The sequence below is a fragment of the Reichenbachiella sp. genome (assembly GCF_965233835.1).
Classification (GTDB): domain Bacteria; phylum Bacteroidota; class Bacteroidia; order Cytophagales; family Cyclobacteriaceae; genus Reichenbachiella.
Genome location: NZ_OZ247585.1, coordinates 1,885,001 through 1,901,944, shown reverse-complemented (window position 1 = coordinate 1,901,944; position 16,944 = coordinate 1,885,001). Strand labels below are relative to the sequence as shown.

Annotated in this window: 16 protein-coding genes, 2 rRNA genes and 1 other RNA gene (1 of these 19 running past the window's edge); 9 read left to right on the top strand and 10 right to left on the bottom strand. The window is 40.2% G+C overall.

Annotated features, from left to right (window positions below; all coding sequences use genetic code 11):
* Positions 1-98 precede the first annotated feature (98 nt).
* Together ACO6S2_RS08245 and ACO6S2_RS08240 are read right to left on the bottom strand one after the other, a co-directional pair.
* Positions 99-461 (bottom strand): response regulator, encoded by a 363-nt coding sequence (locus ACO6S2_RS08245; protein ID WP_422362017.1) that lies wholly within the window; start codon positions 459-461, stop codon positions 99-101.
* A gap of 19 nt (positions 462-480) precedes the next feature.
* Positions 481-1,092, bottom strand: coding sequence for a chemotaxis protein CheC (locus ACO6S2_RS08240; RefSeq protein ID WP_422362016.1), 612 nt, complete (start codon positions 1,090-1,092; stop codon positions 481-483).
* A 294-nt stretch (positions 1,093-1,386) separates the two neighbouring features.
* Between ACO6S2_RS08240 and ACO6S2_RS08235 the strand changes: the two genes are divergently transcribed.
* A complete protein-coding gene (locus ACO6S2_RS08235) occupies positions 1,387-1,959 on the top strand; it encodes a DUF1572 family protein (RefSeq protein ID WP_422362015.1) in 573 nt (190 codons plus the stop codon).
* Between the two features lie 2 nt (positions 1,960-1,961).
* Here ACO6S2_RS08235 and ACO6S2_RS08230 read toward each other — a convergent pair whose 3' ends face one another.
* Both ACO6S2_RS08230 and ACO6S2_RS08225 read right to left on the bottom strand, forming a co-directional pair.
* Positions 1,962-3,551 carry an amidase gene (locus tag ACO6S2_RS08230; RefSeq protein ID WP_422362014.1) on the bottom strand — a complete coding sequence of 530 codons (1,590 nt, stop codon included), beginning with the start codon at positions 3,549-3,551 and terminating at the stop codon, positions 1,962-1,964.
* Positions 3,552-3,682: 131 nt separating this feature from the next.
* Entirely contained in the window at positions 3,683-6,958 is a 3,276-nt protein-coding gene (locus ACO6S2_RS08225; RefSeq protein WP_422362013.1) for a TonB-dependent receptor, read from the bottom strand.
* A gap of 252 nt (positions 6,959-7,210) precedes the next feature.
* Between ACO6S2_RS08225 and ACO6S2_RS08220 the strand changes: the two genes are divergently transcribed.
* A complete protein-coding gene (locus ACO6S2_RS08220) occupies positions 7,211-7,762 on the top strand; it encodes a hypothetical protein (protein WP_422362012.1) in 552 nt (183 codons plus the stop codon).
* Position 7,763: 1 nt separating this feature from the next.
* Here ACO6S2_RS08220 and ACO6S2_RS08215 read toward each other — a convergent pair whose 3' ends face one another.
* From ACO6S2_RS08215 to ACO6S2_RS08205, 3 genes are read right to left on the bottom strand one after another with little or no spacing between them, the layout of a single operon-like run.
* Positions 7,764-8,042, bottom strand: a complete 279-nt coding sequence (locus ACO6S2_RS08215) for an acylphosphatase (RefSeq protein WP_422362011.1) — start codon at positions 8,040-8,042, stop codon at positions 7,764-7,766.
* Complete coding sequence (gene deoC, locus ACO6S2_RS08210) at positions 8,035-8,697, bottom strand: deoxyribose-phosphate aldolase (RefSeq protein ID WP_422362010.1); 663 nt, start codon at positions 8,695-8,697, stop codon at positions 8,035-8,037. Before deoC ends, ACO6S2_RS08215 begins: the two co-directional genes overlap by 8 nt.
* A gap of 18 nt (positions 8,698-8,715) precedes the next feature.
* A complete protein-coding gene (locus tag ACO6S2_RS08205; RefSeq protein ID WP_422362009.1) occupies positions 8,716-9,066 on the bottom strand; it encodes a hypothetical protein in 351 nt (116 codons plus the stop codon).
* A 105-nt stretch (positions 9,067-9,171) separates the two neighbouring features.
* On the opposite strand from ACO6S2_RS08205, the gene ACO6S2_RS08200 reads away from it, so the two are divergent.
* From ACO6S2_RS08200 to ACO6S2_RS08190, 3 genes are read left to right on the top strand one after another with little or no spacing between them, the layout of a single operon-like run.
* On the top strand, positions 9,172-10,266 hold the full coding sequence (locus ACO6S2_RS08200) for an amidohydrolase family protein (RefSeq protein WP_422362008.1): 1,095 nt from the start codon (positions 9,172-9,174) through the stop codon (positions 10,264-10,266).
* Between the two features lie 47 nt (positions 10,267-10,313).
* Positions 10,314-11,198 carry a nucleotidyltransferase family protein gene (locus tag ACO6S2_RS08195; protein ID WP_422362007.1) on the top strand — a complete coding sequence of 295 codons (885 nt, stop codon included), beginning with the start codon at positions 10,314-10,316 and terminating at the stop codon, positions 11,196-11,198.
* 48 nt (positions 11,199-11,246) lie between these two features.
* A complete protein-coding gene (locus ACO6S2_RS08190; RefSeq protein ID WP_422362006.1) occupies positions 11,247-11,711 on the top strand; it encodes a peroxiredoxin in 465 nt (154 codons plus the stop codon).
* Positions 11,712-11,720: 9 nt separating this feature from the next.
* Here ACO6S2_RS08190 and ACO6S2_RS08185 read toward each other — a convergent pair whose 3' ends face one another.
* Positions 11,721-12,563: a hypothetical protein gene (locus ACO6S2_RS08185; protein ID WP_422362005.1), complete on the bottom strand. Its 843-nt coding sequence runs from the start codon at positions 12,561-12,563 to the stop codon at positions 11,721-11,723.
* A 123-nt stretch (positions 12,564-12,686) separates the two neighbouring features.
* Between ACO6S2_RS08185 and ffs the strand changes: the two genes are divergently transcribed.
* The 4 genes from ffs to ACO6S2_RS08165 all read left to right on the top strand — a co-directional run bounded on the left by ffs (position 12,687) and on the right by ACO6S2_RS08165 (position 14,553).
* Positions 12,687-12,784: signal recognition particle sRNA small type (ffs, locus tag ACO6S2_RS08180), an RNA gene on the top strand.
* Between the two features lie 166 nt (positions 12,785-12,950).
* Positions 12,951-13,607 carry a fructose-6-phosphate aldolase gene (gene fsa / locus ACO6S2_RS08175; RefSeq protein WP_318172630.1) on the top strand — a complete coding sequence of 219 codons (657 nt, stop codon included), beginning with the start codon at positions 12,951-12,953 and terminating at the stop codon, positions 13,605-13,607.
* 26 nt (positions 13,608-13,633) lie between these two features.
* Positions 13,634-13,837: a fructose-6-phosphate aldolase gene (locus ACO6S2_RS08170; protein WP_422362004.1), complete on the top strand. Its 204-nt coding sequence runs from the start codon at positions 13,634-13,636 to the stop codon at positions 13,835-13,837.
* A 5-nt stretch (positions 13,838-13,842) separates the two neighbouring features.
* The gene (locus ACO6S2_RS08165; protein WP_422362003.1) at positions 13,843-14,553 is read left to right on the top strand and encodes a cell division ATP-binding protein FtsE; all 711 of its coding nucleotides are present in this window, start codon (positions 13,843-13,845) and stop codon (positions 14,551-14,553) included.
* 629 nt (positions 14,554-15,182) lie between these two features.
* Here ACO6S2_RS08165 and rrf read toward each other — a convergent pair.
* Positions 15,183-15,294: ribosomal RNA gene (gene rrf, locus ACO6S2_RS08160) — 5S ribosomal RNA — on the bottom strand.
* Positions 15,295-15,425: 131 nt separating this feature from the next.
* Positions 15,426-16,944 (bottom strand): 23S ribosomal RNA (locus ACO6S2_RS08155) (it continues 1,365 nt past the right edge of the window).

Here is a 16,944-nt window from a genome sequence, read left to right as displayed (position 1 = left end):
TTAAGAGATTTTCTTATGCGCGCATAACAAACCGAATTTCAACCACAAAAAAAGCCATTCCTGAAACAGAAATGGCTTTCATGTTTTTTCATCTATTATCAACTGACTACTCGATTGACTACATCAATCAGGTCATCGCCAGTGAATGGTTTTACAATGTAGTCTGCAGCTCCAAGCTCAATTCCTTCGTTGATCACTGACTGCTGCCCCACGGCACTAACCATAACTACCTTGGCCTCCAGATTTTGACTTTTAAACACTTTTAAAATATCTGTTCCGATCATATCTGGCAGTATATTATCCAAAGTAATCAAATCAGGGTTCAGTTCTAGTGCAAGATCTATCGCTGTTTCGCCATTTGGTGCCTCACCTATTATTTCATAGCCTGCTTCTGTAAGCGTGTCTTTAATCAAGGTACGCATATAAGCTGAATCATCTACGACTAATACTTTTTTGCCCATTATCGTGGTATTTTTATAATTATTTACTTAACGCTAAGTTCTTTATTTTTTGAATAAACTCCTCTTCCAATAACCAGATGAAATCTGATTTAATATCAATATCATCCGTATGAAAAACAGAGCTAAATTGAATCAGCGGACTCAAAGTCACTGATTCGGCATGGATGTATTTATTTACTTCTCCCGCCTCCATGATGTGCAAAGATGGTACATTTCCGTAAATACCTACATCTAAACTGTTTGCAAATTCAGTAATAACAGAAGCTGCCATAATATTATCTATCTCCTTGAGCAACTCCAATCGCATAACCTGTGCATCTTCATTGTTACTATTGATTACGCTTTCAGGCAAACACTTTTTATGAATTTTATCAACCTCTTCACTAGTGAAAATCAAATGACAAATACCTCTCAACTCCCCAGCAAGCTCTGTTCTAAGAATATGAATACGATCATCCTTTTTGGTTGAGTATTGCGGTTCATTATCAAGTACAGTGATATCAAAGTCCACATTAGTCACCTCGATTTGACTATTAAGGATCATCTTTAGTGAAACTGCTGCTCGATCAAGTCCTCGGTTGATCATTTCGACAGCCACAGCCATTTCCTGATCTGTAAATTTTTCAATCATCTGATTACTCATTTTGGTTGCTCTGGTTTTGCATTAAAGTGTTTGGTATCCGCTTAGCCAATTGGCTGTCGTATAGTTGCACTATTAAAAATAAGAGGTCTGTAGCACACATCAAAAGATACCTACCTAAATAATGCTCGTATCATCCAAATCGAAAGCCAAATTTACCCAATCAAAATACTCCCTACAATTGGTGATTTTACTTAATTTTCTAAATCAAATCTTTTAATGCTTTTTCCTAAACCTTTTCTTTTCCCTTATGTTAACCCAATTGACGAATCGAATTCACCCATTATGAGAGACAATTACCTATCAAGCATAAAAAAACAATTTCTGTATAATAGAGAACTTGGCTGGAAAACCATTTCACAACTTCCAGAAGAAAAAATCAACTGGCAATACAACCAAGAAAGCAATAGCATAACCCAACTAGTAAAACACCTTTCATCAAATATGCTTTCTAGGTGGACAGATTTCTTAAGCTCCGATGGAGAAAAAGCATGGAGGGTGAGAGATTCAGAGTTTGAATCCGAAAGCTTCAATAAAGATCAAATAAAAAAAGTATGGGACAAGGGGTGGAACTGTTTATTAGACACCATTGACAGCTTGGAGACCCAGGACCTTGATAAGGTCGTTTACATCAGAAATCAAGGACATACAGTAGTAGAAGCCATTAATCGACAGTTATCTCATTACTCTTATCATGTGGGACAAATTGTATTTATCGGAAAAATGATTCAGAACGACCAATGGCAATCTCTTTCGATTCCCAGAGGTCAATCAGCTTCTTACAACCAAAAAATGTTCTCTAAAGAAAAACAAAGAGCACACTTCACCCATGATTTTTTACCCAAAAAGGAGAGGTAGACTTAAGGCAACTCCAAGGTTGGCAACAACTTCGGAACAATCCTCGCTTTGGTTTTTTGTTCAAACCCATAGGCTATAGATATCAAATCAGCTTCAGTATAGGCTGTGGAGAAGAATGAAATTCCGATAGGTAATCCCTCTACATCTCCTGCAGGGACCGTAACATTAGGGTATCCGGCCATAGCTGGCATGGACGAGCTGGATATTCTGTAATTATCTCCATTGATCTTATCTATCACCCAAGCCGGATCACCCGTTGGGGCTACTATGGCGTCCAGATTATGCTTTTCTATAGCCAAATCGATGCCATCTGTTCTGGAAATCTTTTGACAAAGTGCAAAGGCTTTCTGATACTCCTCATCTGATAAATCCCCTTTGGATTCAGCCAGTTCAAATATCTCTTGCTGGAAATACGGCATTTCTTGCTCCTTATTTTGTCTATTGTACTCTATCAAATCTCCAATATTCTTATGTGGAAAATCATTGGTAAGCCCTGCCAAATAGGCGTTGAGACCATCTTTAAACTCATAAAGTAGAAGTTCGTATTCTGCATTTCCTAAGTAGTGCATCTCTCCCAACGCAATAGAGTCTACTAGAATAGCCCCGGCTGCTTCCATGGCAACAAAGGACTCTTCCATGATAGCATCCACTCCTTCATGAAGCCCCATAGGCCCTCTGAAAATCCCGATACGTTTTCCCTCAAGTCCATTTGGATCCAAAAATTGAGTATAATCCTTATAAACCACTGCAGTACTATCTTGAGTCATCTCATCCTCCGGATCTGACCCAACCAATGCTCCTAGCAATGTCGCCGCATCTGTAAGAGAGCGAGCCATAGGTCCTGCAGTATCTTGTGTTTTCGAAATTGGAATAATACCACTTCTACTCCACAAGCCGACCGTTGGTTTGATACCCACTACACCATTCAACGAAGACGGACAAACTATAGAGCCGTTGGTTTCGGTACCAATGGTAACCGCACATAAATTAGCCGAGACTGCTACTCCTGACCCAGAGCTAGACCCACAAGGGCTTCTATCCATGGCGTAGGGGTTTCGCGTCTGCCTGCCTCTACCACTCCAGCCGCTCGATGACCTCTCCGAACGGAAATTAGCCCACTCACTGAGATTCGTTTTTCCTAGTAGGATAGCACCAGATTCTCTTAACTTAGAAACAATAAAGGCATCATTCCTTACATCACTGCCCACCAGTGCAAGGGAGCCTGCTGTAGTTCCCATATTATCACCAGTATTGATATTATCCTTTATCATGACAGGTATGCCATGTAGTGGTCCTCTTACCTTACCTTCAGCTCTTTCCTTATCCAAGGCTGCAGCGATTGTCAATGCTTCAGGGTTCAATTCGATAACTGCACGAAGTCCATTCTCTCCTTGATCGATAGCTTTAATCCGATCTATATAAAGTTGACAAATAGATACCGCAGTGTGGGTACCATTCTCCATCATTGCCTGGAGATCTGCCACAGTTTTTTCCTCGAGTTCGAAGCCTTTTGTTTGCTGTTGCTGAGGTTGGCAAGCACTCCAAACTGATAGGGCAAATAATAAGAAAATAGATTGTAAACGTAGTTTCATAGGGTTGAATGTTTAAGCTCGACAGCTATATTAAGCTGAAAACCTCAATTAATAAAATGAAACTTTATAAACGGACATAAAAAAACCTTCCTGATCAATCAGGAAGGTTTTTAGCTAGTTAGTTTTTCGTCTTAGTTACCGAAGATGTATCTCACGCCAAGTTGCATTTGCCATCTTGAGCTTTGAATCCCTGAATCATCCACTCGACTTATTCCATTTTCCACCAAACTCGGGTCGAAAGTAAAAGAAGGTGTAAACGTGCCATCACCATTATCAACAACATCCTCAGTTTGAATGAGAGCGACTTCTCCAGAATTCACAAACTTGCGCTGTCCCCAATCCTTATTAATCAAATTAGTAAAATTGAATATATCCAGTGACAACTGAAGCCTGTTCTTGTTTAAAGCAAACTCTTGAATAAGTTTTAAATCCAATGTGTTTTGCCAAGGACCTCGATCACCATTTCTTTCTGCATACCTTCCTCTTCTTTTGCTTAAATAATCATTACTGTCAATAAAATCATCAAGCGCTGTCCATTGCTCATCAGCAGTCAAAACAACATTATTATTGTCATCAACAAGGTCCACAAGGTTGATTTGACTTCTGTTTGTTGGCACAAAAATAAGAGCATTATCTCTAGAATCATCTCCTAACAAATCATCTCCCTCTCTATAGACATAACTTACAGGCACATCTTGATTCAATTCATAGTAAACACCAACAGTAGTTCTAATTTTCTCGCTCCAATTCTTAGTATATGACATATTCAACTGAAACCTATGACCTTGCGAGAAATCAGATCTAGTAGTTGGAATACTCCCATTTTTACCATTTACTGTTTGATGATTCCTCCATTGAGAGCTATTTTGTGAAGAAGTTCCTTCAAATGTAGTCTGAGAATCTCCATAAGAATAAGACAATGATCCACCAAATCCTCTCTCCACAGGTTTTGTAATTGTAAAAGCCGTATTCCATGAATAACCTTCAGATGTATTTGATGCAAACATGATTCTTCCATATGTTCCATCAATATCCGATCTAGAATATCTAGCCCTATTATCCGCTCCTTCTAAATTGCCAACAGGGTCACCAATATTAAGATTCTGGTAATAAATAGCATTAATATTTTTATTGTACATAACTTCAACCGATCCCATTAGTCCCCAAAATGGAAGTTTCTTATCCAAACCGACATTAACTTTCATTACGCTTGGCAACTTAAAATCAGGAGCGAATAAATCAACATTACCTTCATTTACTCCCGAACCAGGTGCGGCTCCTACTGGCTGATTATTTACATTTGGTTCAAACGTTGGTGTTGTTGCAAACCAAGAACCTAGAAAAAGGAACCCATTATTGACTCCATTATTATTGTAAGTACCACCGGGCCATACCAAAGGAACTCTTGACGTAAACACGCCAATCCCACCCCTTACTTGCAAGTCACCTTCTCCGTTAACATTCCAATTGAAACCAAATCTTGGAGAAAAATGAGGCGCGGTTTTTACTTTTTTACCAACTTCGGCACCTTCCAAATCTTTACCTGCAGCTTCCAATAACGGGATTGTTCTTGTGTTGAAATCATTATTAACATCACTTTCTGCCCAGAAAGGAAGATCTACTCGCAAACCAGCTGTTAGTTTCAAATCATTCGTAACATTATATTCGTCTTGAATGTAAAGGCCTAACTGATACATACTAAACTCTGCAGCTCCATCAGATTCATCACCAACCTTATCGGAAATCAAAGAATACCCTCTTTGAAAAATGTTGGGGTTAGCATCATTCATAAAATCGGCCATGGTAAGGTATTCATACTGCCCATAATTGAATGCCTGAAAGAGGTTTTTCGTTTTGGAAAATTCGTGATGCATCCCAATAGTAATTGTATGATTTCCTTTAAAAATATCAAAATTGTTAGTCAAAGTAAAAACATCTTGATCCAAAAGATTCGCTGTTGAAAATGGCTCTGCGCCAAATGTAATTCCCTCCCCATCACCAGAGCTAGTACTCAATCCATCTGCTATAAATACAGAAGGAAATGGATCTCCTTTTGGGTCTCTATCATCTCTCACCGATGTATACCCTAAAATAAGTTTGTTTGCAAAGTTATTCCCAAATGATGAACTTAACTCAATCGTAGAAGAGTTGGTTTTAGTATTAAACTCTTCAGAACCATTGAGAAACCCCACATTCATGTTTCCTGAATTTCTCGCTTCTAAATTTTCCGCACCTACATAGCTATGTTTAACGACTAATTTATGATTGTCCCCTAAGTTAAAATCGAATTTGGCTGTGATTTTATCACTTACGAGTGTTCTTGTCGTATTTGCATACTCTCCTATATCATAACCGAAGTTGGTATTCACAAAGGAACGTAGATTAGAAAGTTCAGAAGCTCCTGAGTTTCCTGTATAGTTGGCTACATTAAATGGTTGAGGAGTTTCATCATCTTGTCTCTCATAATTCACAAAAAAGAAGACTTTATCCTTTATAATTGGACCACCTACTCTAAACCCATATGTTCTTGCTGAAAATTCTGCCAGTTTCTCTCTTTCATCATTTACTCTTAAATCCTTAGGTGTTTTTCCTGCAAGACTTTCGTTTCTTAGAAAGTAATAAGCTGAGCCCTCAACTTCATTACTTCCAGATCTAGTGATAGCACTTATAGCTCCCCCAGAAAATCCGGAAATTCTAACATCGAATGGAGCAACCGCCACTTGAAATTGTTCGATAGCGTCTACGGAAAATGGATTCACTCCAGTTTGTCCTCCATTCGTTCCTGATCCTGCCAATCCAAAAACATCATTATTCACAGCTCCATCAATGTAGATTGCGTTATATCTATTGTTTTGACCTGCAATAGAAATGGAGAACCCATCATTGCCCTCAGTAATTTGTGCTTGAGGAGTAATTCTAGCAAAATCCCTAATTGATCTTGAGGCTGACGGCATTGTTGAAATTTGATCGCTTCCAATGGTTGTCCCTGCACCTGTTCTATTACCATCAAAAATTTCACCTTCACCTGCTACCACAACTACTTCTTGCAACTCTGTAGCCCCAGAAGAAAGTGTAGCATCCAATTTAAAGGTCTGTCCAAGAGTTAAGTAAATCCCTTCTTGAGTAGAGTTTTCAAATCCGATGAACGATATAGTAAGATTGTAGGGTCCACCAGCCTTCATATTGGGGATTCTATAAAATCCTGTGGCGTCGGTCACGGCCCCATATTTTGAGCCAGTTGGTGCGTGAATAGCAATAACTGTTGCCCCGGGCAATTCAGCACCTTTGTCGTCAACTACTTTTCCGTTCATGCCGGAGGTAGTCACCCCTTGAGCCAAAAGTAATTGGCTACTTAGTAATAAGCTAAAAGCCAGAAGTAGGCGAGAAAGAAAGTTTTTCTGCTTCATAATTGAGAATAGAATTAGTTAATAATGGGTTTCTTGAGTATTGAGTTACTCAATTAAAAATAGTTTATTTAGTTAAGCAATGTGACTTAATGACCAATTAATTTAAATATCAGTCTTTCACACCTCTTTTTTTTGCAAGTTTACCCAATCTGAAACATCTAGATAAATCTTCTTTTATTATCAAATCATTACCTTTCAATTACGAGGTTTCCTATCTACTTTTGTGTATAACTTGTTAATAAAGCACAGACATTGAATCAAGAGATCAACCAGGTTACATTTCTTCAGAGTTTCGAAAAGGACAAAAATGTTCTTCTAAAATCTGCCCAAGATCAAATATTTTCGGATCTAGCTCGCCGTTTGGTTGAAGTGACTATTGACAAATACAGTATCTATTTTAATCCATTAGGCCTGGTGGATGACACCTTTCAGCAAATACTAGATTATCAATTTAATAATATTGCAGAGTTGGAGGGTATATATGAGAACTTGTGCGTGGCCTATCGCTACAAATATGGTGACAACCAACTCGAAATAATATGGGATGGTAAGTCTCATGAAGAAAAGTACAAAGAAGATTGGGGTGAGACTTTTGACAAATGGATTAATGATTTAACTGAAAATCCGAATGTAATCAAGGGGATATTACAACTCACTGTTTTCAATGAAAACAAGAAAAACTTGACCTTTGTCAGAAACGCAGTCAAAGGACTCATTAATGATTACTTTGAAATTAAGATTCTGAAAAGAAATGGTGTTAAAAGAGTAGTACTCAAAGAAAGATCACTAAAAAAAGCATCATAACCTAATACCTAACTTCAAAACTCGCTTCCTCTCGGAAAGGGATATTCTTAATACTTGTATCAACAACATTTGATAATGGAGGCCCTTGTTTGCACCAAACAATAAACTTTTCCACAGCCTTCAATTCCCCAAAAACATCGATAAACACCTCGCCTGTTGGAAGGTTTTTAACCCAGCCTTTCAAACCTAATTTTATGGCCTCTTCCCTAGTAGAAGCTCTATAAAAAACTCCTTGAACCTTTCCTGATACCAATATTGATCGTCCAATCAAATTACTCATTCCTAAATTCTTTCATAATAGCCACTCCCGAGGATGTGCCTATGCGTTCTGCTCCGACCACTACGAGTTCTTTAAGTTGCTCGTAAGATTTAATACCTCCTGAGGCCTTGATTCCTACATTCGCAGAAACGTTCTCCTTCATGATTTCAACATCTCGTGTGTTTGCTCCTCGAGAAGAAAAACCAGTAGATGTTTTAATAAAATCTACTCCAGCATCAGAAACGATCTTACAAACCTTTGCTAGCTCTTCAGTTGACAAGAGTGCCGTTTCCACTATTAACTTAAGTAGTTTATTGTTTTCATGAGCAAGCTTGGCGGCTTTTGCCATTTCAATCTTTGGCCAGTTCATTCCCGACTTGAATGCAGAAACATTCATCACCAAGTCCAACTCATCGGCACCATCTTCGATTGCTAATTCTATTTCTTTGATTTTGGATTCTGTACGTTGATAGCCCAGGGGAAAGCCAATGACCGTCACCAACTGTATCTCGGTATCTTTCAATTCCCTACTGGCCTTTTTAACCCAAAATGGGGGGATACAAACACCTTGAAATTGATGTGATTTAGCCTCTGCAACCAATCGATCGATATCCCGATCAATTAGATCAGTATTTAGATTGGTATGCTCTATGTATCTATTAGGCTCAACGATCACAAAGGAAATATAGCTAAGCTAGTGGACGATTCCGCATTCATCACAAAACTTTCGTTTTCCCTTTGGACGTTTCTTAGGCTTTTTTTTATGTCCAAAATAAGTAGGGTCGGAATACTGTGGCTTCTCCATTCCTTTTGCCATCTTTCGATACTTTTTCTTGTTCGCCTTCATCAGCTTCTCATAGTCCTTAATGCTTTGATCATATTGCTGATTATATGCCTTTTTCGACCCCTTCTTTTTGGTGGAAAATATTTGAGAGGAAGTCGCCGAAGCTTCCTTTACCTCAGAATCTCTGGAAGACTGGGCTACAGCTTCATTGGAAATTAGTATAAAAAATACTCCTAGAAAGGATAAAATAAGAAATCGCATAGACACTTTGTAAGTTTACAAAATAACGAAAATTAACTCTATTATTGCGCAACTCTCCGTTCGTTTTTTGGTTTACAAAGTCATCGAACTTCAAACAACAACTTCATGAGATTATCAATATCAATTTTCACCGTTCTTTTTCTGTTCAACATTTCTTCGATTGCTCAAACGATGGACTTTGAAGCCTATGACCCTCCATCCACACTTGTAGTGCCCGAGCACATTGTAACCAAAGCCAAGTATCCATTCATTGATGTCCACAATCATCAATTCCGAATGAACACACAGGACCTTATTCCCTTAGTTCAGGATATGGATGATCTAAATATGGCTGTGATGGTAAACCTAAGTGGCAGAGGAAGAGGAAGTGATGAGCACTTTAATGGAGTAATGAAAAACGTAAAGGAAAACGCACCGAACCGTTTCATCATATTCACTAATATTTCTTTTGAGAATATTGATGACCCCGACTGGTCAAAAAACACAGCAAAACAACTTGAATCGGACGTTAGGGCAGGTGCCAACGGATTGAAAATTTATAAAAGCTTAGGACTAAGGCATACTGATAAGAATGGGAACCGCATTGCTGTTGATGATGCAAGGCTAGATCCTATTTGGGCTAAGTGCGGTGAATTGGGGATTCCAGTTCTTATCCACTCCGCTGATCCAAGGCCATTTTGGGATGAACACGACGAAAACAATGAAAGATGGTTGGAGCTAAAAGTAAGACCAAACAGAAAGAGAGACTCAACTAATCCTGCGCCATGGGAACAAATCATAGCAGAACAGCATCGTATTTTTGCAAGGCATCCGAACACAAAATTCATTAATGCACACCTTGGCTGGTATGCGAATGACCTGGAAACACTAGGCAAACTAATGGACAAGTATCCCAATATGTATTCTGAAATTGGCGCTGTGATTGCTGAACTAGGCCGACAACCCAGAGCCGCAAAAGCCTTTCTAACTAAGTATCAGGATAGAGTTATGTTTGGTAAAGACTCCTATAATAAGGAGCAGTACTATACCTACTTCAGAGTCTTAGAAACTGATGATGAATACTTCCCATATTACAAAAAATATCATGCCTTTTGGAAAATGTATGGGCTTGATTTGAATGACAAAGTATTGAAAAAACTTTATTATAAAAATGCATTGAAGGTTATTCCTAACATAGATGCTTCTCTATTTCCTGAGTAATATTAACTTGCGGACTATTAGCTAATCCAATACACTAATTATATTTAATGAAACCCACTTTACTCATTTTGGCTGCCGGCCGTGGCAGTAGATTTGGCGGAGCCAAACAAGTAGCCCCTATGGGCCCACATGGAGAAACCATTATGGAATATAGTATCTATGATGCCTTAAATAATGGATTCGGCAATGTAGTCCTTGTTATCAACAAGGATGTTGAACAGGACACTTTTGATCTGGTAGACAAAATGATCGGAGCGAAGGATAAAATATCCTATGCCTATCAGGATTTGTATACAGAAATGATCCACCCAGAGATTCAATCGAAAAGGCAAAAACCCTGGGGAACTGCTCACGCCATTATGAGCGCTTGCGATCTAATCAAAGGGAGTTTTGCTATGATCAATGCCGATGATTATTATGGAAAAGATGCCTTCCAAACCATGGCCAACTATCTCCACTCCCATACAGAACCAAACAACTACAGTATGGTAGGTTATGACCTGGGAAACACATTATCCGCTAACGGCACTGTATCCAGAGGAATATCCATCAGTGACAAAAACGGGTTCCTAACTTCTATAAAAGAAACGCACGAAATTCAAGTCAATGGAGATAAGATCATTTCAGAAGGCGATGTTGAGATTACAGAAGGTTTAGCGTCAATGAACTTCTGGGGCTTTCAAAACAACCTTTTTGATGAATTAAAGCTGCAGTTTAAAGACTTTCTAAACACTGCTAAAGACCTAACAAAAGACGAGTATCAAATCCCAACCGTCATTGATCAAATGATCAAGAAAGAAATGATTGAGGTTTCAGTTTTGCATTCAGGAGCCAAGTGGTTCGGAGTTACCTACAAGGAAGATGCTAAATACGCTGCTGAAGCCATCCAAGCTTATGTAGCACAAGGAAAATATCCTAGCCCGCTTTGGTGATGAATATTGAATAAAAATGATTACTTTTTAGTTTTAAAATACTTGACAATGGGACTTAAAAAAGGAGATAACTTACCAGACATTACTCTTGCAGATCAAGATGGTGCCTGGTTAAAACTGAGAGATTATGTAGGGCAGCCAGTAGTTGTTTTCTTCTATCCCAAAGACAACACGCCAGTATGTAATATTGAAGCCTGCGAATTTGAAGCACACTATGGAGAACTAAAAAGCGCTGGTGTCAAAGTATTTGGCATCAGTAAAGATAGCGTCTCGTCTCATAAAAAGTTTGCTACCCGTTTTCACTTGGAGTATCGACTACTCAGTGATGTAAATGGAGAGGCTGAGAAACTCTTCGGAGTTGGAAGGAAACTGTTTGGCCTTCTACAAGACCGAATAACTTTTATTTTCGACAAAGAAGGTAAACTCATGCATACCATTAAATCCCAACTTAACGGAAGACGACATGTGGACGAAACGTTATCAGTGCTAAATATAGAAACGGAGCTCAAATAAGTTAGGTCCCTAGAAACCTCCAATTTTAAGAGTTAGGTAATAGTTGATTTCATCAAACTCATCTGATAATGTATTAACTAGTTGCAGGTCTTGTGTAAACCTTTTGGACACGCCCAGGTCAACCCTAAAGTTGCGAGCAATATTCACTTCCAGGTTAGCTCCCGGTTCGATATACCAAAAAACATCTTCGTCAACCAGATTGTCCCTATCCCAAAAGTCTTCATAATCCGGATCTTCATAACCCAACCACCCCGCTCCTGCAGACACTGGAAAGGTAATATGTACCACTTCATTGGAAAAGAAAATCGGTTCCAGCATCAAGCCTCCATATCCACCCTGTAAGCGAATTTCTTTTGTCACATCATCTGGGTCAATATTTTGATACTTAGTGGTCGGAATAATACCGTATCCATCAATCCCAATAGCTAGTGTTCTGTTCACAATCCAAGCTCCTCGTATACCAGCCATCACGAGTGTTTTATCTTTAAAACTTGATGTTTTGAAACTCACCGCACCATAGCCACCACTATGATTCATTTTCCCAGTTAAGGTTTTAATCTGGTTCTTATTTTTCTTTGGCGGTTCATCTTCTTCAGGCCTATAGGGTTCAGTAGCCTGATAGTATTTTATAACTACTGGTTGAGTGGTCACTGTATCGACTCGTACGGGCTGTTCTATTTCATTTTCTGAGTCGGGTAAAGTTATGGGGGAACTTGCACCCTCCTTCTCATCGCCGAAGTATTGAAGTTTAGGTTTTTCTTTAATTGAATCAGTTTTTTGAGGAATAATGGTTTGACCAAAAGTCGAAACAGAAAGCAGCAGAAGTCCGAGTATTAGTTGAGTCGTTTTCATTATTTGATTAATATTCTAAACATATTTAAGCAAAAGACAGTTTTTAAAATAATAGGTTTCCAATTCTTTAAAAAAATAATTGAAGGATGTCTGGCTTTAGGAAAAAATCGTTCTAATTTTGCAGTGGCAAATCGATACGACCAGCTCCTATCGAACTCCCCCAGGGCCGGAAGGCAGCAAGGGTAGGTAGTCGTAGCGGTGCGATATGGGTTTGCCATTTTTATTCCCTTTCTTTTTCATTTCAATATTTTTTTACCAACTCCCAAGTCTCTAAATCAGACAAAGCGTATCATATTTCATTAAATCAACGAATCTTTAATTCCTTGATTCTTTTCTTTATAATTTTGTCCAACTAGCAATTTCATTCACACTAAAAAAACAGAAAATATGAAATTTTTCATCGACACGGCCAACTTGGACGAAATTCAAGAAGCTTATGACTTAGGCGTATTGGACGGCGTGACAACCAACCCCTCATTGATGGCCAAAGAAGGCATCACTGGTCAGGCAAACATCTTAGCTCATTACAAAAAAATCTGCGACATCGTAGACAACAATGTAAGTGCGGAAGTAATTGCTACCGACTACGACAACATGATGAAGGAAGCGCATGAGCTCGCCAAAATCGATGATAAAATTGTGGTAAAAGTACCCATGATCAAAGATGGTATCAAAACCATCAAGACATTAAGCAGTGAAGGCATCAGAACCAACTGTACTTTGATCTTCAATGCAGGTCAGGCATTATTAGCAGCCAAAGCTGGTGCTTCATATGTATCTCCATTTATTGGTAGGTTAGACGATGTATCTACGGATGGTTTACAATTGATCGAACAGATCGTTCATATCTATGGAAACTACCCTGAACTTGACACTGAGGTCTTGGCTGCGTCTGTAAGACACAATATGCACTTAATACATTGCGCAGAGATTGGGGCTGATGTAGCTACTTGTCCGTTGAAAGTAATCACTGGTTTGCTTAAACATCCATTGACGGATAGTGGATTAGCGCAGTTTTTAGCTGACCACCAAAAGGGTAACTAATATTTAAAATCATCATCTCGCAATCAATGCATATCATCAAAGTAAAAGGAAAGGCCAAAATACCGGACTACATCCAACTGCGGGATGATGATTTCGTTTTAATTGCCTATTTTCGAGCAGATCGCCCTTTAAAAAAATTAGACAAATATGGTCTGGAGGGCAAAGAGGAAGAACTTAAGGTAATTATTGAGCAACTTCCTTTCGGGAAAATTCAACCTTTAAACATATAGATACAATGGAATTTAGTTCGATCCCTGTGGTAGAAGTCAATGACGCAACCATCTATCAAGAAAATCAGGCCGTACTTAATTCTATCAGTTTCAAAATCGAAAAAGGGGAGTTCGTCTTTTTAGTTGGACGTACAGGGAGTGGCAAATCTTCCTTACTCAAAACATTATACGCGGATCTCGAACTCAGAGAGGGCACTGCCGATGTTGCTGGATTCAACATCAAAAACATCAAATCAAAAGATGTTCCCTTCCTGAGAAGAAAAATCGGCATCATCTTTCAGGATTTTCAGTTATTCCCAGATCGAACCGTTACAGAAAACCTTGTCTTCGTCATGAAAGCCACTGGCTGGAAAGACAAATCAAAGATTAAAACCAGATTAGCTGAAGTGCTCATGCGAGTTGGTTTGGGAGCTGCGGCAGACAAACAGCCTCATCAATTGTCTGGCGGCGAACAACAACGTGTAGTTATCGCTAGAGCGCTAATCAACGAACCTGCAATTCTTATTGCTGACGAGCCCACAGGTAATCTCGACCCAGAAGTATCTGATGGCATTTTTAATCTATTCTTAGAAATCAACAGAAGTGGTACGGCAGTGCTTATGGCTACTCACAATCACACTTTTATTACTGAATACCCACACCGTACACTCAAATGCGAAGGAGGCAAACTTTTGGACTCAGAAAAAGAAGAGTTTGAGTTGAGTGGACACTATTAGTACCCGTATTACTTAGTCTATTACTACAAGGCATCTAGTGTTGTGGTCTTATCGAATTTATAAAACCACTTTCCTTTTGTTTTTCATGCAAATTGCATAGTCATAAAAAGACCTACATCGTTGATACAAGAGCTTCGATAATACTGTCGCACATCCTAGCGACGATCGTTCCACACCGGCTACTCTCCGCTCCGCGTACGGCCGCGTATTACCGTAGTACCATCGCATCGGCGAACCGCGGCGCTGAGTGGCTTAACCCGTAGTGGAACGAAGCTCTGTTCGGAATGGGAAGAGATGGACGCATGATCTGGATACACTATATATTATCAATAATCCCAACTCCTATAAACGAAAAAAAACTTGCAAACTATGCTCACAAGGTTTTGATAAAAACTGGCGACGACGGGGACGCCCAGTCCTACTCGTGAGTAGGGCGTCGCTATACATACTTCTTTATTATACATAAAAAAACCCTGACTAAATGAATAATCAGGGTTTATTTGATAAAAACTGGCGACGATCGTTCCACGCCGGCTACTCTCCGCTCCGCGTACGGCCGCGTATTACCGTAGTATTTTTTAGGCATAAAAAAAGGGTTACTGATTTCTCAATAACCCTTATTTGATAAAAACTGGCGACGACCTACTCTCCCGCGTATTACCGTAGTACCATCGGCGCTGAGTGGCTTAACTGCTCTGTTCGGAATGGGAAGAGGTGGACACACTCGCAATAATCACCATAAAATCTTGATGCTGGCCTTTGCCAACATATAATTTCTTAAAGTCTCAATACTAAGTAATAACTACTCAATACTGGCAAGCTAAGCTTGCTTGACATGAATATTGTGAAAGAAAGAACGTGCAGAACACTGTTATAGAAAGTTTACAGGTAATTAGTACTACTCAGCTTTGACATTACTGCCTTTACACCTGTAGCCTATCAACGTCATCGTCTCTAACGACCTTTAAAAGAAATCTCATCTTGAGGAGGGTTTCGCACTTAGATGCTTTCAGCGCTTATCCTCACCGAACGTAGCTACCCGGCGGTGCAGTTGGCACCACAACCGGTAGACCAGAGGTTCGTCCAACTCGGTCCTCTCGTACTAAAGTCAGAGCCTCTCAAATTTCTTACGCCCACAACAGATAGGGACCGAACTGTCTCACGACGTTCTGAACCCAGCTCGCGTGCCACTTTAATGGGCGAACAGCCCAACCCTTGGGACCTTCTCCAGCCCCAGGATGTGACGAGCCGACATCGAGGTGCCAAACCTCCCCGTCGATATGAGCTCTTGGGGGAGATCAGCCTGTTATCCCCAGAGTACCTTTTATCCTTTGAGCGATGGCCCTTCCATACGGAACCACCGGATCACTATATCCTAGTTTCCTACCTGATCGGCTTGTTGGCCTCACAGTCAAGCACCCTTATGCTATTGCGCTCTACGCACGGTTACCAAACGTGCTGAGGGTACCTTTGAAAGCCTCCGTTACTCTTTTGGAGGCGACCACCCCAGTCAAACTACCCACCACACAATGTCTCCGACATAGTCGGATTAGGCATCAGATAAATAAAGGCTGGTATTTCACCAACGGCTCCACCACGCCTAGCGACGCAGCTTCAAAGCCTCCCAGCTATCCTACACATCATTTACCCAATACCAATGTGAAGCTATAGTAAAGGTTCATGGGGTCTTTCCGTCCCGTTGCGGGTACGCGGCATCTTCACCGCGACTACAATTTCACCGAGCTCATGGCTGAGACAGTGCCCAGATCGTTGCACCATTCGTGCAGGTCGGAACTTACCCGACAAGGAATTTCGCTACCTTAGGACCGTTATAGTTACGGCCGCCGTTTACCGGGGCTTCAGTTCAGCGCTTCTTCCCGAAGGAATAACGCCCCCCCTTAACCTTCCGGCACCGGGCAGGTGTCAGGCCTTATACATCATCTTTCGATTTCGCAAAGCCATGTGTTTTTGTTAAACAGTCGCCTGGGCCTTTTCACTGCGGCCAGCCGAAGCTGGCGCCCCTTCTCCCGAAGTTACAGGGCCATTTTGCCTAGTTCCTTAGCCATGAATCACTCGAGCACCTCAGGATTCTCTCCTTGACTACCTGTGTCGGTTTACGGTACAGGTACCATACACATAAGTTTAGAGGTTTTTCTTGGAAGTCTGATTAGGCGCATTATCCCGTCTCCCGAAGGATCAAGGTACTATCAGGTTCAGCTAGTCCAGCGGATTTACCTACTGGTCCAATACCTACACCCTTCAACGTGCTATTCCGTCAGCACGCAGCGCTTTCACTACTCCGTCACCCCATCACTGAGTATGGTAGTATGGGAATATTAACCCATTGTCCATCGACTACCCCTTTCGGGTTCGCCTTAGGTCCTGACTAAC

Excerpts from the sequence above, each read along its gene's own strand:
- ACO6S2_RS08245 (WP_422362017.1), bottom strand. The coding sequence starts at position 461 with ATGGGCAAAAAAGTATTAGTCGTAGATGATTCAGCTTATATGCGTACC.
- ACO6S2_RS08240 (WP_422362016.1), bottom strand. The coding sequence starts at position 1,092 with ATGATTGAAAAATTTACAGATCAGGAAATGGCTGTGGCTGTCGAAATG.
- ACO6S2_RS08235 (WP_422362015.1), top strand. The coding sequence starts at position 1,387 with ATGAGAGACAATTACCTATCAAGCATAAAAAAACAATTTCTGTATAAT.
- ACO6S2_RS08230 (WP_422362014.1), bottom strand. The coding sequence starts at position 3,551 with ATGAAACTACGTTTACAATCTATTTTCTTATTATTTGCCCTATCAGTT.
- ACO6S2_RS08225 (WP_422362013.1), bottom strand. The coding sequence starts at position 6,958 with ATGAAGCAGAAAAACTTTCTTTCTCGCCTACTTCTGGCTTTTAGCTTA.
- ACO6S2_RS08215 (WP_422362011.1), bottom strand. The coding sequence starts at position 8,042 with ATGAGTAATTTGATTGGACGATCAATATTGGTATCAGGAAAGGTTCAA.
- ACO6S2_RS08205 (WP_422362009.1), bottom strand. The coding sequence starts at position 9,066 with ATGCGATTTCTTATTTTATCCTTTCTAGGAGTATTTTTTATACTAATT.
- ACO6S2_RS08200 (WP_422362008.1), top strand. The coding sequence starts at position 9,172 with ATGAGATTATCAATATCAATTTTCACCGTTCTTTTTCTGTTCAACATT.
- ACO6S2_RS08195 (WP_422362007.1), top strand. The coding sequence starts at position 10,314 with ATGAAACCCACTTTACTCATTTTGGCTGCCGGCCGTGGCAGTAGATTT.
- ACO6S2_RS08190 (WP_422362006.1), top strand. The coding sequence starts at position 11,247 with ATGGGACTTAAAAAAGGAGATAACTTACCAGACATTACTCTTGCAGAT.
- ACO6S2_RS08185 (WP_422362005.1), bottom strand. The coding sequence starts at position 12,563 with ATGAAAACGACTCAACTAATACTCGGACTTCTGCTGCTTTCTGTTTCG.
- fsa (WP_318172630.1), top strand. The coding sequence starts at position 12,951 with ATGAAATTTTTCATCGACACGGCCAACTTGGACGAAATTCAAGAAGCT.
- ACO6S2_RS08170 (WP_422362004.1), top strand. The coding sequence starts at position 13,634 with ATGCATATCATCAAAGTAAAAGGAAAGGCCAAAATACCGGACTACATC.
- ACO6S2_RS08165 (WP_422362003.1), top strand. The coding sequence starts at position 13,843 with ATGGAATTTAGTTCGATCCCTGTGGTAGAAGTCAATGACGCAACCATC.